14 protein-coding genes are annotated in these 13907 nt (G+C 68.0%); 2 read left to right on the plus strand and 12 right to left on the minus strand.

Annotated features, from left to right (window positions below; genetic code table 11):
- The first annotated feature begins 2 nt into the window (after positions 1-2).
- On the plus strand, positions 3-926 hold the full coding sequence (gene ubiV / locus WG924_RS10460) for a ubiquinone anaerobic biosynthesis protein UbiV (protein WP_345932972.1): 924 nt from the start codon (positions 3-5) through the stop codon (positions 924-926).
- 33 nt (positions 927-959) lie between these two features.
- Here the strand turns inward: ubiV and ytfE are convergent, their stop codons facing one another.
- The 8 genes from ytfE to ytfQ all read right to left on the minus strand — a co-directional run bounded on the left by ytfE (position 960) and on the right by ytfQ (position 9094).
- Positions 960-1658, minus strand: coding sequence for an iron-sulfur cluster repair protein YtfE (ytfE, locus tag WG924_RS10465; protein ID WP_345932973.1), 699 nt, complete (start codon positions 1656-1658; stop codon positions 960-962).
- A 58-nt stretch (positions 1659-1716) separates the two neighbouring features.
- Complete coding sequence (locus WG924_RS10470) at positions 1717-2625, minus strand: SMP-30/gluconolactonase/LRE family protein (protein WP_345932974.1); 909 nt, start codon at positions 2623-2625, stop codon at positions 1717-1719.
- Between the two features lie 20 nt (positions 2626-2645).
- The gene (locus tag WG924_RS10475; RefSeq protein ID WP_345932975.1) at positions 2646-3611 is read right to left on the minus strand and encodes a 2-dehydro-3-deoxygalactonokinase; all 966 of its coding nucleotides are present in this window, start codon (positions 3609-3611) and stop codon (positions 2646-2648) included.
- Positions 3608-4372, minus strand: coding sequence for a FadR/GntR family transcriptional regulator (locus WG924_RS10480; protein ID WP_345932976.1), 765 nt, complete (start codon positions 4370-4372; stop codon positions 3608-3610). Before WG924_RS10480 ends, WG924_RS10475 begins: the two co-directional genes overlap by 4 nt.
- Positions 4369-5370: a galactofuranose ABC transporter, permease protein YjfF gene (gene yjfF, locus WG924_RS10485; protein ID WP_345932977.1), complete on the minus strand. Its 1002-nt coding sequence runs from the start codon at positions 5368-5370 to the stop codon at positions 4369-4371. The genes WG924_RS10480 and yjfF overlap by 4 nt, the downstream gene beginning before the upstream one ends.
- Positions 5367-6455: an ABC transporter permease gene (locus WG924_RS10490; protein WP_372044697.1), complete on the minus strand. Its 1089-nt coding sequence runs from the start codon at positions 6453-6455 to the stop codon at positions 5367-5369. The genes yjfF and WG924_RS10490 overlap by 4 nt, the downstream gene beginning before the upstream one ends.
- Entirely contained in the window at positions 6452-8038 is a 1587-nt protein-coding gene (locus WG924_RS10495) for a sugar ABC transporter ATP-binding protein (RefSeq protein ID WP_345932978.1), read from the minus strand. Before WG924_RS10495 ends, WG924_RS10490 begins: the two co-directional genes overlap by 4 nt.
- A gap of 90 nt (positions 8039-8128) precedes the next feature.
- Entirely contained in the window at positions 8129-9094 is a 966-nt protein-coding gene (gene ytfQ, locus WG924_RS10500; protein WP_345932979.1) for a galactofuranose ABC transporter, galactofuranose-binding protein YtfQ, read from the minus strand.
- A gap of 166 nt (positions 9095-9260) precedes the next feature.
- Here ytfQ and WG924_RS10505 point away from each other — a divergent pair, with 166 nt between their 5' ends.
- The gene (locus tag WG924_RS10505; protein WP_345932980.1) at positions 9261-10283 is read left to right on the plus strand and encodes an aldose epimerase family protein; all 1023 of its coding nucleotides are present in this window, start codon (positions 9261-9263) and stop codon (positions 10281-10283) included.
- 178 nt (positions 10284-10461) lie between these two features.
- On the opposite strand, the gene WG924_RS10510 is transcribed toward WG924_RS10505, so the two are convergent.
- From WG924_RS10510 to WG924_RS10525, 4 genes are all read right to left on the minus strand, one after another.
- On the minus strand, positions 10462-10737 hold the full coding sequence (locus tag WG924_RS10510; RefSeq protein WP_345932981.1) for a type II toxin-antitoxin system RelE/ParE family toxin: 276 nt from the start codon (positions 10735-10737) through the stop codon (positions 10462-10464).
- Entirely contained in the window at positions 10737-11030 is a 294-nt protein-coding gene (locus WG924_RS10515; protein ID WP_345932982.1) for a CopG family ribbon-helix-helix protein, read from the minus strand. Before WG924_RS10515 ends, WG924_RS10510 begins: the two co-directional genes overlap by 1 nt.
- Positions 11031-11126: 96 nt before the next feature.
- On the minus strand, positions 11127-12755 hold the full coding sequence (locus WG924_RS10520; RefSeq protein ID WP_345932983.1) for a GMC family oxidoreductase: 1629 nt from the start codon (positions 12753-12755) through the stop codon (positions 11127-11129).
- Positions 12756-12979: 224 nt separating this feature from the next.
- On the minus strand, positions 12980-13900 hold the full coding sequence (locus WG924_RS10525; RefSeq protein ID WP_345932984.1) for an NmrA/HSCARG family protein: 921 nt from the start codon (positions 13898-13900) through the stop codon (positions 12980-12982).
- Positions 13901-13907: the final 7 nt, after the last annotated feature.

The raw sequence follows: 13907 nt of genomic DNA on the forward strand, positions 1-13907 counted from the left end.
CAATGACGTGCGCGACAGTGCCACCACCGGCCCGGCTGGTGCTGGGGCCGATGCTGTTCAATCGCCCCCCGGCCACCCTTCACGACCTCTATGCCCGCATCGCCGACGAGACCGATATCGATGTGGTTCATCTGGGCGAGGTGGTCTGCGCCAAGCGGATGCCGTTCATCGACCCGCATCTGCCGGCGATCGTCGACCGCCTGCGCCGGGCCGGCAAACAGGTGGTGATCTCCACCCTGGCGCTGGTTCAGGGCGCGCGGGAAACCGCACTGGTCCGCGACCTCACCGCCGGCGACGACTGGCTGATCGAGGCCAACGACATGGCGGCGATCCATGGCCTTGCCGGCCGGCCCCATGTGGTGGGGCCGCATGTCAATGTCTACAATCCGGCCAGCCTGGCCTGCCTTGCCGCCCTGGGTGCCGTGAGGGTGTGCCTGCCCGCGGAACTGCCGATGGCCGGCATCGCCGCCCTGGCCGCCGCGCGCGGCCCGGCAGCGATCGAGGTTCAGGTCTTCGGGCGGGCGCCGCTCGCCATCTCGGCACGCTGCTACCATGCCCGCGCCCATGGTCTGCACAAGGATGGCTGTCGCTATGTCTGCGGCCAGGACCCCGACGGCATGCCGGTGGATACGGTCGACGGCCAGCCATTCCTGGCGGTGAACGGCCTTCAGACCCTGTCTTATGGCTGTCTGGAACTGTCGGGCTGGATCGGCGATCTGCGCGCCGCCGGCGTCACCGCCTTCCGGCTGTCACCGCACGACCTCGACATGGTCGCGCTGGCCCGCCTCTATCGCGCGGTGATCGACGGGCGCATGACCGGGCCGGAGGCGGCGGCGGCGATCCGGCCCCTGCTGGGCGGGATGCCGCCGATCAACGGCTTCCTGGCCGGCACCGCCGGCATGGCCTGGCAGCCACGGGCGGAATAGACCCGCGCGCCCCACGCGGCGAGCGCGCGCGTCCTACAGCGCCGCCTCGCCTTCGAAGCGCGGGAACAGGACGTTGTTTTCAAGATGGATGTGCTCCATCAACTCGCCCATCAGATGACCCAGCCCCAGATACAGCGCCTGCCACGACCGGCAGGCGCCCTGAGGCAGCACCAGCCCGCCGGTGATCGCCTCGATCTGCCGCAGGGCCTCGCCATGATCGTCATGTTCGTGACGCATCTGGCGGATCGGCTGCGCGACCAGCGCCTGCGGATTGTGGCGCATGGCCGGAAACAGGATCAGTTCCTCTTTCTTCATGTGCATTTCCAGCACGCCGGCCATCTCGCGCAGCAGATCGGCCAGACCTGCCGGCACCGCCGGATTGGCCGCATGCACCGCCTCCACCTTCCGCGCCAGCAGGATCAGTTCGGGCAGGTCGCGGCGGTGGGCTTCATGATAGCAGACCAGGATGTGATCGATCAGCGCGTCGGTCGGCAGATCGGCGGCGTTGACCTCGTCGGGTTCCAGCGCGCCCAGCGCCGCTTCGATCACCGCCGGGTCGACACCGCGACGGGCGGCCGCCTGATCCAGCGGCACGTCGCCGCCGCAGCAGAAATCGAGCCGGTGGTGGCGGAACACCGCCGTGGCACCGGGCAGGCTGGCGGCAATCTCGCCCAGCGCGCGGTCACGGAACGGTGCGGCGGGGGCGGCGGCGGGCTGGCACTGGCTGGTCATCGGATGTCCTCCGGATGCGGGGCTCATGATGACCAGAAGATATATTTGAAATACCTTTTTAAGAATGCGACATTGTGCCCGTCATCCGGAAGGCCGGCTCGGGCAGGCCGGGGGTGTCGACGCGGATGGCGAACACGCCGCCGGCCAGGGGTTCGGCCGCGCGCTGTGCCGGCGTGAAACCCTGCCAGGCCGAGGTGACATACAGCGTCTTCAGATCGGGCCCGCCAAAGGCCGGGCAGGTCGGGCGCGATACCGGCAGCGCGATCGACCGTTCTTCGGTGCCATCGGGGCGATAGCGGACCACCCGCCCGCCATTCCACAGCGCGCACCAGACATGATCCTCGGCATCGACGACAGCGCCATCGGGCTCGGTGCCGGTGCCCGACAGATCGACGAACACCTCGGGCGCGCCCGCGGGCAGGCCCGTCGCCGGGTCGATCGGCCAGCGATGGATGATGCCGGTCAGGCTGTCGCCGCTATAGCCGATGCGGCCATCGCCGGTGAAACAACACGCATTGGGGATCGACATCGGCCGGCGCAAAGTCGTGATGTCGCGCCCGCTCAGGCGATACAGCGCGCCCATATCCCGCTCGCCGCCAAGACCCATGGTGCCGACCCAGAACCCGCCGAACGGATCGACCCGGCCGTCATTCGACCGGGTGCGCGGGTCGTCGGCCTCAAGCGCCGCATGCGCGGTGCGCCGGTCGGTCTCAAGGTCGATCTCGACGAAACCCAGGGCGGTGACCACCATCATCCGGTCGTGGTCGATCCAGCCCAGCGCCGAGACCGGCACATCGAAATCCCAGCGCCGGGCCCGGCTGCCATCGCCCGCCACCGCATGCAGGGCCCGGCCCGCGATGTCGACGAACAGCAATTCGCCGCGCAGCGGATGCCAGAGCGGCGCCTCGCCGAGTTCGCAGCCACAATCGACCAGCAATGCCATCATCGTCGCGTCAGACCCCGTCATGGTCACGCCTCCTTCATACATCACACCATGTGTGGCCATGAACCGGTTCCGATCAGCCGGGCATGGGCGGCACGAAGCCCCGCGATCACCAGTGTCTCGCCCGACACCTGCCGGGCGGGAATGCCGCAGGCATCCAGCGCCACCGCATAGCGCCCGGCCAGCGCCGGCGCGCCGATCACCACCACCGCCTCTCCCGCCCGCCAGCCGGTTTGGGGCAGCGCCGCCAGTTCCAGGCCGATCAGCAGGCCCGACAGCCGGTCGGCCGCGCGCTCCGGATCGGTACCACCTCCGGTCAGATCGGCCGCGCGCAGGGCAAACATCGCCGGCAGCACCATCGCCGGATCGGCCATGCCCTGCTGCACCGCCGCGCGGAAGCCGGCCTCGTCGACCAGCGCCGCCGCCGGCCGCAGCGACTGGCGCAGGATCGATTGCCGGGCGAGCAGCGCGAAGATCTCGCCGGTCATCATGGTGGCCGAGGCGGTCAGCCGGTCATCGGCGATCCGCGCCCATTTCGAATGGGTGCCGGGCAGACAGACCAGCCCGGCAAATCCGGGTTCGGTGCCGATCAGCCCCAGAAGCTGGGTTTCCTCGCCCCGCATCACATCCGGCGGGTCGCCGCGGGCATAGCCGGGCAGGATCAGAGGCCGGATGCGCGGGTCCTGCGCCGGGGCTGCCACGGCGGCAGCGGCAAGGCGGGTCAGCGGCACCGACGGGTCGCAATAGGCAGCCTCCCGCCAGCCGGTCCGCGACCCGGCCATGCCGCAGATCAGCACGCCGATGGCCGCCGGCGGCGCATCGGGCAGCCAGTCCGCCACCAGCGCCATCAGGGACGGCTCGAACCCATCGGGCGCCAGACCGCCGGCGCCATCCTCGCTGCGCCGCACCGCCAGCACCCGGCCATCGGCCGCAACCGCGAAGGCCCGCAGGCTGGACCCGCCCCAGTCGCAGCCGATCCAGGCCAGATCCGCCAACCCGCCGCCGGTCATTGCGCCACCCCGAAGGCACCGGCCACCCGATCGGCGCCGACCATGATCACCCGGCGCATCGCGGTGCGGGCGCCATCGGCATCGCCGGCCTCGATCCGGGCGGCGATCGCGCGATGATCGGCGGCCGACATCGCGATCTTGGCCGGATCGTCGGCCGGCGACGAGATGTTCAGCGCCGCCGACAAGGCCGCCTCGATCAGCGCGCTGATCGATCGCATGAACGGATTGCCCGAGGCGCGGGCGACGACCAGATGAAACTCCAGATCGTGATTGGCGAAGCTGCTGCCGGTGTTGGCCGGATCGTCCATCGCCGCCGCCAGCCTGTACAGATCGGCCACATCCTCGGCCGTGCGCCGCGATGCCGCCAGCGCCGCCGCTTCCGGTTCCAGCGCCAGTCGGATTTCGGCCAGACTGGCCAGGAAATCGCGGTTCAGCCCGCATTGGAAATGCCAGGACAGGGTATCGGGATCGAACAGGTTCCAGTGGCTGGCCGGCATCACCCGGGTGCCGATCCGCGCCTTGGGCTGAACCAGCCCCTTGGCTTCCAGGGTCTTCAGCGCCTCGCGCAGCACCGTGCGCGACACGCCGAAGCGCGCCATCAGATCGGCATCGCCGGGCAGGATGCTGCCGGGGGCGAAATGGCCCTCGACGATGCCGAGCCCCAGTTCCTGCACGACATGGGCATGATTGGTCCGCGACCGCCCGCGCCCCGAGATGCTGCCGACCAGACGGCCATTGCCGATGACGAGACTGCCGGTCATGCCCCTGCTCCGCTGTTGCCCCGCATATCCGACGACATCGCCGTGCGCCGGTCCGACAGCCAGAGCAGGCCGCGTTGCAGGGCGATGAAGGCGAACAGCAGGCCGCCGATCACGATCTTGGTCCACCAGCTCGACAGCGTGCCGTCGAACACGATATAGGTCTGGATCAGCCCCTGCATCAGCACGCCGACGAAGGTGCCGGCCACGAAGCCGGCGCCGCCCGACAGCAATGTGCCGCCGATCACCACCGCCGCGATCGCATCCAGTTCCACGCCCACCGCCGCCAGCGGATAGCCGGCCGAGGTGTAGAGCGAGAACACGATGCCGGCAAGCCCCGCCGTGAACCCCGACAGCGCATAGACCCTGACCGTGGTGGCCGCCACCGGCACCCCCATCAGCGCCGCCGACACCCGGTTGCCGCCCAGGGCATAGACATTGGCGCCGAACCGGGTGCGATGGGCGATGACGATGCCGGCCAGGGTGACCAGGATCATGGCCCCCGCGATCACCGTCAGCCGCCCGCCGCCCGGCATGCGCCAATAGATCCCCTGCAGGGCGGCATAGAAACCGTGGCCGATCGGCAGCGAGTCGGTGGTCATGACGAAGGCGGCACCGCGCGCCAGGAACATGCCGGCCAGGGTGACGATGAACGGCGGCATCTCAAGATAATGGATCATCAGCCCCATCGCCGCGCCGAAGGCGGTGGCCACGCCCAGGGCGATCGCGAATGCCGGCAGCGGATGGATGCCGGCCTGACCGATCAGCACCGCCAGCAGCACGCCGGTGAAGGCGATCACCGAACCCACCGACAGATCGATGCCGCCCGACAGGATCACGAAGGTCATGCCGATCGCGGCGATGCCCAGAAAGGCGTTGTCGGTGAGCAGGTTGCCGACCACGCGGGTCGAGGCCATGTTGGGGAACTGCGCGATACAGGCGGCATAGGCCAGCACGAAGATCGCGAGCGTCGCCAGCAGCGGCAGAAAGCGGGTGTTCATGGCCGGACCTCCTGGCTTTCGGGGCGGGTGACACCGGGGCGGGCCGCGGCACTGGCACGGGTCGCGGCACCGGGGCGGGCAGCGCTGCCGGGGCGGCCGCGGCCACCCAGCCAGCGCCGGCCCAGCCGCGCGGCCAGCGGCGACTGCATCACCAGGATGACCACGATGATCGCCGCCTTGAAGATGAAGTTGAATTCCGGGGGATAGCCCGACATCAGGATGCCGGTGTTCATCGCCTGGATGATCAGCGCGCCCAGCAGCGACATCAGCACCGAGAACCGCCCGCCCAGCAGCGAGGTGCCGCCGATCACCACCGCCAGAATCGCATCCAGTTCCAGCCACAGCCCGGCATTGTTGGCATCGGCGCCACGGATATCGGCGGCGATGATCACACCCGCCACCGCAGCACAGAAGCCCGAGGCCATATAGACCGAGACGATCACCAGCCGGCTGCCGATGCCCGCATGCAGGCTGGCGCGGCGGTTGATGCCGATCGCCTCGATGAACAGGCCAAGCGCCGTGCGCCGCACCAGCAGGATGGCGATCAGCGCCAGCCCGGCGGTGATGATAACCGGCATCGGCAGGCCCAGTACCGAGCCGCTGCCGATGAAGATCAGCCCGTCATCGACGAAGGTGGCGATGGTGCCTTCGGTCACCAACTGGGCGATGCCACGGCCGGCCACCATCAGGATCAGGGTGGCCACGATCGGCTGGATGTCGAGCACCGCCACCAGAATGCCGTTCCACAGCCCGCAGACCAGCCCGGCGGCCAGCGCCCCGGCCAGCACCAGCCATAACGGGTGGCCGGCATCGATCAGCACGGCGGCCACCGCGCCGGCCAGCGCCATCACCGCCCCCACCGACAGATCGATGCCGCCCGACGCGATCACCAGGGTCATACCGATGGCCAGGATCGCCACCGGCGCGCCCCGGTTCAGCACGTCGATCAGGCTGCCATACAGCCGGCCATCCTGAACGGTCAGATCGAAAAAGCCGGGAAAGGCCAGCCAGTTGGCGAACAGGATCGCCGCCAGCGCCACCAGTTGCGGCAGCCCGGCGGGCTTGCGCATTGCCCGCGCGATCATGATGCGGTCTCCGGAACCGGCGCCGACACAAGCGGCTGGCCCGCCGCCGGCACATCGGCGATCACCCGCATGATCGCATCGGCGGTCAGCGCCGTGCCACGGATCTCGCCGACATGGCGGCGATCGCGCAGCACCACCACGCGCGACGCATAGGCCACGATCTCGTCCAGTTCCGATGAGATGACCACCAGCGCCATGCCGTCGGCGCATAACCGGTGGATCAGGCGGATGATCTCGGCATGGGCGCCGACATCGATGCCACGGGTGGGCTCGTCCAGAATCAGCAGGCGCGGGCTGGTCGCCAGCCAGCGCGCCAGCAGCACCTTCTGCTGATTGCCGCCCGAGAGCAGCTTGACCGGCGTTTCGATATCGCCGGTGCGGATGTCGAGGGCGGCGACGAACCGGTCTGCCAGCGCCACCATCGCCGTCGGCGGTATCGGCTTCAGCCAGCCGCGCCGCGCCTGAAGCGCCAGAATGATGTTCTCGCGCACCGACAGGTCGCCGACGATACCATCGGTCTTGCGGTCTTCGGGGCAGAAGCCGAAGCGCAGGGCCACGGCATCGCGCGGGCCGCCGATCCGCGCCGGCCGGCCATCGATGGTCAGCCGGCCGCTATCGGCCGTGTCCAGCCCGAACAGCAGCCGGGCGGTTTCGCTGCGCCCCGATCCCAGCAACCCGGCGATGCCGATCACCTCGCCCGGCCGGATCTCCAGATCGAACGGCGCCACCGACCGTCGCCGGCCCCAGCCCTTGAACACCATCGCAGGTGCTACCGCCGCCGTGTCGGCGGTGCGTGCAACCTGATCTTCCGCCGCCGCCAGATCGCGGCCCAGCATCATGGTCACGATCTGCATCGCGTCCAGCCCGGCGACCGGCCGGCTGTCGATCAGCCGGCCATTGCGCAGCACCGTCACCTGATCGGCCAGCGCGAAAACCTGATCCAGAAAATGGGTGATGAAGATGATGCCCAGCCCCTGATCGCGCAGGCCGCGCACCACATCGAACAGCATCGCCACCTCGGCCCGGTCGAGGCTGGCGGTGGGCTCGTCCAGGATCAGCACCTTGCCCGACAGATCGACGGCGCGGGCGATAGCCACGATCTGCTGCACCGCCACCGACTGGTCCGACAACAGGCTGCCCGGATCGATGTCGAGGCCATAGCGCGCCAGCAACCGTCGGGCATCGGCGCGCATCCGGCGGTGATCGACCATGCCGAAGCGGCGCGGCTGGCGGCCCAGATACAGATTTTCAGCCACGGTCAGATTGGGCAGAAGATTGACCTCCTGATACACCGTGCCGATGCCCTGAGCCTGGGCATCGGCGGTGTCGCGCGGCGCGATGCGCCGGCCGTTCAGGTGGATATGGCCGGTATCGGCGCGGTGCACCCCGGTCAGGATCTTGATCAGGGTCGATTTGCCGGCACCGTTCTCGCCCAGCAGCGCATGCACCTGACCGGCATGCAGGGTGAAATCGATCCCGTCCAGCGCCTTCTGGCCGGGAAAGGACTTGCTCAGACCGCTGACCTGCAACAGAGCGCCAGCGGCGGGCGGTGCCGTATGGGCGGCATCAGGCATGGGAACCATGATGGCGGAGGTCTCCTGCGGCGGGAACCGGCACCGCGCCGGATGACGGGCGCGGTGCCGGGCAGGGTGAAGCCGGCAGCAGCCGTCGGATCAGTAGCCGAGGCCCTGCTTGCTTTTGTAGACCGCCGCCGGGTCGTCCGCCTGGGTGTAGAGCTTCGACTCCGTCTGGATCCATTTCGGCGGCACGGTGCCCTTGTCCTTGAAGGCCAGGATGGCATCGAAGGCCGGGCCGGCCATGTTGGGTGTCAGTTCCACCGTGGCATTCGCCTCGCCATCCATCATCGCCTTGAAGATGTCGGGCACCGCATCGATCGACACCACCAGAATATCCTGGCCGGGCTTCAGCCCCGCTTCCTTGATCGCCTGGATGGCCCCCACCGCCATGTCGTCGTTATGGGCATAGAGGGCGCAGATCGACTTGCCGCCGCCTTCGGCCTTCAGGAAGCTTTCCATCACCTCCTTGCCCTTGGCCCGGGTGAAATCGCCGGTCTGGCTGCGGATGACCTTGAGGTTGTCATGGGCCGCGACCACCTCGTCGAAGCCCTTCTTGCGGTTGATCGCCGGGCTCGACCCCACCGTGCCCTGCAATTCCACGATCGGGCAGTCGCGGTCGCCCACCGTCTTTGCCAGCCATTCGCCGGCCACCCGTCCCTCATGAACCGTGTCGGATGTGACGGCGGTCAGATACAGATCGGGATTGGTGGTCTCGATGCTGCGGTCGAGCAGCACCACCGGAATCTCGGCGTCCTTGGCCTCGCTCAGCACCGTGTCCCAGCCGGTGGCCACGACCGGCGCCACGAAGATCGCATCCACCCCTTGCGCCACGAACGACCGGATCGCCTTGATCTGGTTTTCCTGCTTCTGCTGGGCATCGGCGATCTTCAGCGTGATGCCCCGGGCCTCCGCCTCGGATTTGGTCACCGTGGTCTCAGCCGCGCGCCAGCCGGATTCAGATCCGATCTGCGAGAAGCCCACCGTCAGATCCGCCGCCTGGGCGGCCGAAATTGCCGACAGCCCCGCAACCGCGAGCACCGCCAACCGTGTCAGCGTCGACATCGTCTGTTTCCCCCCCTGGGATGATCCGGCCCGTCTCCCCGTCGCCCTGTCTGTTTCGTCAGGGTTGCACAGGTGCGATCCGATTGGTGTTCAGACGATTATGTCTATCATAGTACTTTTCGAAAGCCCTAAACTGCGCCTCGCGGATTTTTATCAAGGCGATGCAATGACGACCGACACCAGAACCCGGGAACCGGAACGGCGCTTCATGCTGGATGGCGGGGATGGCGGCCTCAGGGCCGTGATCGCCGAGGGCGGCGCCCGGCTGATCTCGCTGACCATGCCCGACGGCCAGGGGGGCCGCGTCGACGTGGTTCATGGCACACGCGGCCATGACCCGGTGACAGCGGGCTGCACGGTCGACATCCATGCCGGCACCATCTGCGGCCGCTATGCCAACCGCATCGCCGGCGCCCGCTGCCCGATCGACGGCCATATGGTCGTGCTGGCGGCCAATGAAGGCGCCACCAGCCTGCATGGCGGCCCTGAGGGCTTCGGACAGCGGCGCTGGCGGGGTGGCACTCTGCCCGGTGGCAGCCTGTCCTGTGGTGCCGGTTTCCGTCTGGACTCAAGCGCCGGCGATCAGGGTTTTCCGGGGCGGCTGGCGGTCGAGGCGGTGTATCGGCTGGCGGGCATGCGGCTCAGCCTGGAGATCACCGCGATCACCGATGCCCCCACGGTGGTGAACCTCAGCCAGCATGTCTATTGGAACCTCGCGGGCGGTGGCACCATCACCGGCCACGACCTCGCCATCGCGGCCGCGCATTATCTGGCTGTCGACGAGGCGCTGTTGCCGGTGGGCGCGCCGCAACCGGTCGCCGGCACCCGGTTCGATTTCCGGGCGCCGCGCCGGCTCGATCGATCCGTCGATCACAATTTCTGCCGCACCGCCGGCCGTGGGCCGCTACAGGCGGTGGCCCGGCTCAGCGATCCCGGCTCCGGCCGGGCCATGACCCTGTTCACCACCGAACCGGGGCTTCAGGTCTATACCGCCGATCATTTCCACGCCGGGCTCACCGGCGCCGACGGGCCGCTGCGCCGCCATGGCGGGGTCGCCCTGGAACCCCAGGCCTTCCCGAACAGCCCCAACCGCCCGGATTTCCCCTCCACCCTGCTCCGCCCGGGCATGGTCTATCGCCACGACATCGCCTGGGATTTTTCAGGTCCGCCCCTGATGTCCCGCCCCTGATTTAATGCCAGAACGATCAAGCTGTTTCATGCTGGCAAAAAATCGACCGCTGGCTGGCAGGGGGCCCGGCAGGACATGGGATGGTGATGCGCTGCCGTCCCGCCTTAGACCCCCGCCCCCGGGTGGCGCCTCACCTGTCAAAGGCCGATAAGTGTTGCCGCTTGCGGCCGCGGACGACCTAGCGATCCTCCCGGCTGTGCCACAGCCGGAGCACATAGATCGTGCTGTCCTGGATTTCATAGCGCAGCTCGTATGATCCGACGAGCAGGCGCCGGACCTCGCGCGGCTCGAAGCCGAAAAGCTGCTCACCAAGACGGGGATTGGTTAGAAGGATGGTCGGGGCGCGGGCCAGAGCCTGCACCGCCCGTGCCGCCGCCGGCGGGTTTGTCGGGGCCAGAAAGTCGTGCAGGCGCGCCAGATCGGACAGCGCCTTGCCGGTCCATTTCAGGTCCATCAGCGCGGGCGCGGCAGCGGTGTATCACTAAGCGTATCGACGGGCGTATCGCTGCCAAGACTGTCGGCCCAGGCCTGCACGGCCTGATGGTCGATCACCCGGCCGGCATCGACATCGGCCAGCGCCTCGCGGGTCAGGCGGTCACGCTCTTCCTCCTGCGCCAGCCAGGCCGACAGCGCCTGTTTCACGATCCAGCCGCGCGACCGCTCCAGCCGTTCGGCCATCTGGTCGACCCTGTCGGCCAGGGGCAGCGGCACATGGGCGGTCAGCACCCGGGTTCCGGTCTGTGCCATAGCGGATCTCGCCTTTCGGGTCAGGGTGATCTGGTCAGGCTTAATCATAGTGATTAGATCTGACCAGATCAAGCCGGACGCATCAAGCCGGGCGCATCACATCCCGGCCAGGATCCAGGCAGCGGCCTTTTCCGCCATCATCAATGTGGGGGAATTGGTGTTGCCGCTGGTGATGGTGGGCATGGCGCCGGCATCCACCACCCGCAGGCCGCGCATGCCGCGCACCCGGAAATGCGGGTCGAGCACCGCATCCGGGTCGTCGGCGCGGCCCATGCGGGTGGTGCCGACCGGGTGAAAGATGGTCGAGGCGATGTCGCCGGCCAGCTTGGCCAGTTGTTCGTCGGTTTCGTATTGCGCGCCGGGCTTCCATTCCTCGGGCTGGAACTTCTCCAGCGCCTTCTGGCCGCAGATCCGGCGGGTGACGCGCAGCGAATCGGCCGCCACCTTGCGGTCTTCCTCGGTGCTGAGATAATTGGGCGCGATCAGCGGCGCGTCCTCGAAATTCGGACTGCGGATGCTGATCGTGCCCCGGCTGGTCGGGTTCAGGTTGCAGACGCTGGCGGTGAAGGCATCGAAGCTGTGCAGCGGCTCGCCGAAGGCGTCCAGGCTCAACGGCTGCACGTGGAACTGGATGTTGGCGGCGTTCTTCTCGGCCGAACTGCGGGTGAAGGCGCCAAGCTGCGAGGGCGCCATGCTCATCGGCCCGGTGCGGCGCAGGGCATATTCCAGCCCGATCGTGGCCTTGCCGACCAGATTGCTCGCCAGCCGGTTCAGGGTCCGCGTGCCCTTGACCTTATAGACCGCGCGGATCTGAAGATGATCTTGAAGATTGGCGCCGACGCCCGGCAGATCGTGGCGGACCTCGATGCCATGGCGGTTCAGCAGAGCGGCCGGGCCGATGCCCGACACTTGCAGGATCTGGGGTGAGCCGACGGCGCCGGCGCTCAACACCACCTCCTGGCGGGCCAGTGCCTGCATCCGCTCACCATTGCGCACCACCTCGACGCCGGTGCAGCGCATCAGCCCGTCCTCATCGGGGGTGGTGATCAGCCGCGCGACCTGGGTCTTGGTCCAGACGGTGAGGTTCGGCCGCGCCATCGCCGGCCGCAGAAAGGCCTTGGCGGCATTCCAGCGCCAGCCATTCTTCTGGTTGACCTCGAAATACCCGACACCCTCATTGTCGCCCCGATTGAAATCGGTGGTCGCGGGCAGCCCGGCCTGTTCGGCCGCCGCCGCCCAGGCGTCCAGAATGTCCCAGCGCAGGCGCTGACGCTCCACCCGCCACTCACCACCGGCGGCATGGGCGTCGTCGCCGCCCTTGTGATGATCCTCATGGCGCTTGAAGAACGGCAGCACCTGATCCCAGTCCCAGTCGTCCTCGCCGGTGATTTCCGACCACTGGCGATAGTCGCGGGCCTGACCGCGCATATAGATCATGCCGTTGATGCTGGAACAGCCGCCGAGCGTCTTGCCGCGCGGATAGCGCAGCACCCGGCCGTTCAGGCCCGGTTCGGGCTCGGTCATGAAGCACCAGTCGGTGCGCGGATTGCCGATGCAGTACAGATAGCCGACCGGCACATGGATCCAGATGTAATCGTCCTTGCCGCCCGCCTCGATCAGCAGCACCCGGCGGTTCGGGTCGGCGCTCAACCGGTTGGCGAGCAGGCAACCGGCGGTGCCGGCGCCGACGATGATGGTGTCGAAGGCGGGCGTCGTGCTTGTCATCGTTTCTTCCCGACCGGGTGCGGCCAGCCGCACGCTTGGGGTTGTTGGGGCATTATGACGGCGGCGTTTCTCTCCGCCTTCATGGATAGCCCCGAACCGCCCGGTTTTCCAGTCGGGTGTTTGCGCAAGAGGCCGCTCAATCCGTTCAAAGCGGATGGGCTAATCCTCTGATCGCGAGGTCGCGGACGCCGGTACGCAGGCCCCCTCCCCCGCGATCGAGCGGCTCAGCGAAGTGCCACGGGCGCATCCTGCGCCTGCAATGCGGCGTCGAGACGCCGTTTTCCGGGGCCGGAGAGCCACGCATCAAGGGTGGTCAGCGTGCCGAAATCTCTGCGGAGCGCCTCGATATCCGCCACCCCGGCGCATCGGCCGTCGTCGACGAGCGCGGCCAGTCGTCCAAGGAATGCATCCTGCTCAAGAAGACTGTCCGGGAAACGATGGTATGTGATCGTTCGCCCGGCGGCGCGGCTGAGCACGTCCTGAATGCCGCGTCCGGTGACCTCGTCTCCGGCAATCTCGATGGTCCGGCCCGCAAAGCGCTCCGGATCGGCAAAAATCGAGGCGACGATCTTGCCGATGTCGTCGGCCGCGATGAACTGCATGACTTGATCGGGCCGCATGAAGAAGCTGAACCTTCCCTGGTCCAGGCCCATGCCCGGCAGCATCAGCATCTCCATGAAGGCTGCCGGCCGCACGATCGTGCTATGGATGGGCAGACCGCGAACATGCTCTTCGATCTCCGTCTTGCTGTCGAAATGGCCCAGGCCGGTTTCGCCTTTGCCGGCAGCGCCACCGGAGGTGTAGACGAGATGCCGCACATGATGCGTCGCGGCCATGTCGGCAACGGTCTTGCCGTAGCGGACCTCCTCTGCGTCGGTGATGCCATAGGCAGCACCTTGTCCCGAACTGGGCTGCACGCTGAAGACGCCATAGGCACCCGCCATCGCCGCGTCGATGGACGCGACATCCGAAAACGCGCCCTTGTGCAACGCGACACCGATGGCCTCAAGCGCCTTTGCCGCCTCGCCGGCGGGGTCTCGGACAAGCGCCCTGACATGCCATCCAGCGCTCCGGAGCGCCCGCGCAACCGCTCCTCCCTGCTGCCCCGTGGCGCCGAACACGAGCACCGATTTGTCGTCCGTCATCGTCGGT

It is taken from the genome of Tistrella arctica (genome assembly GCF_039630945.1).
Taxonomy (GTDB): Bacteria; Pseudomonadota; Alphaproteobacteria; order Tistrellales; family Tistrellaceae; genus Tistrella; species Tistrella bauzanensis.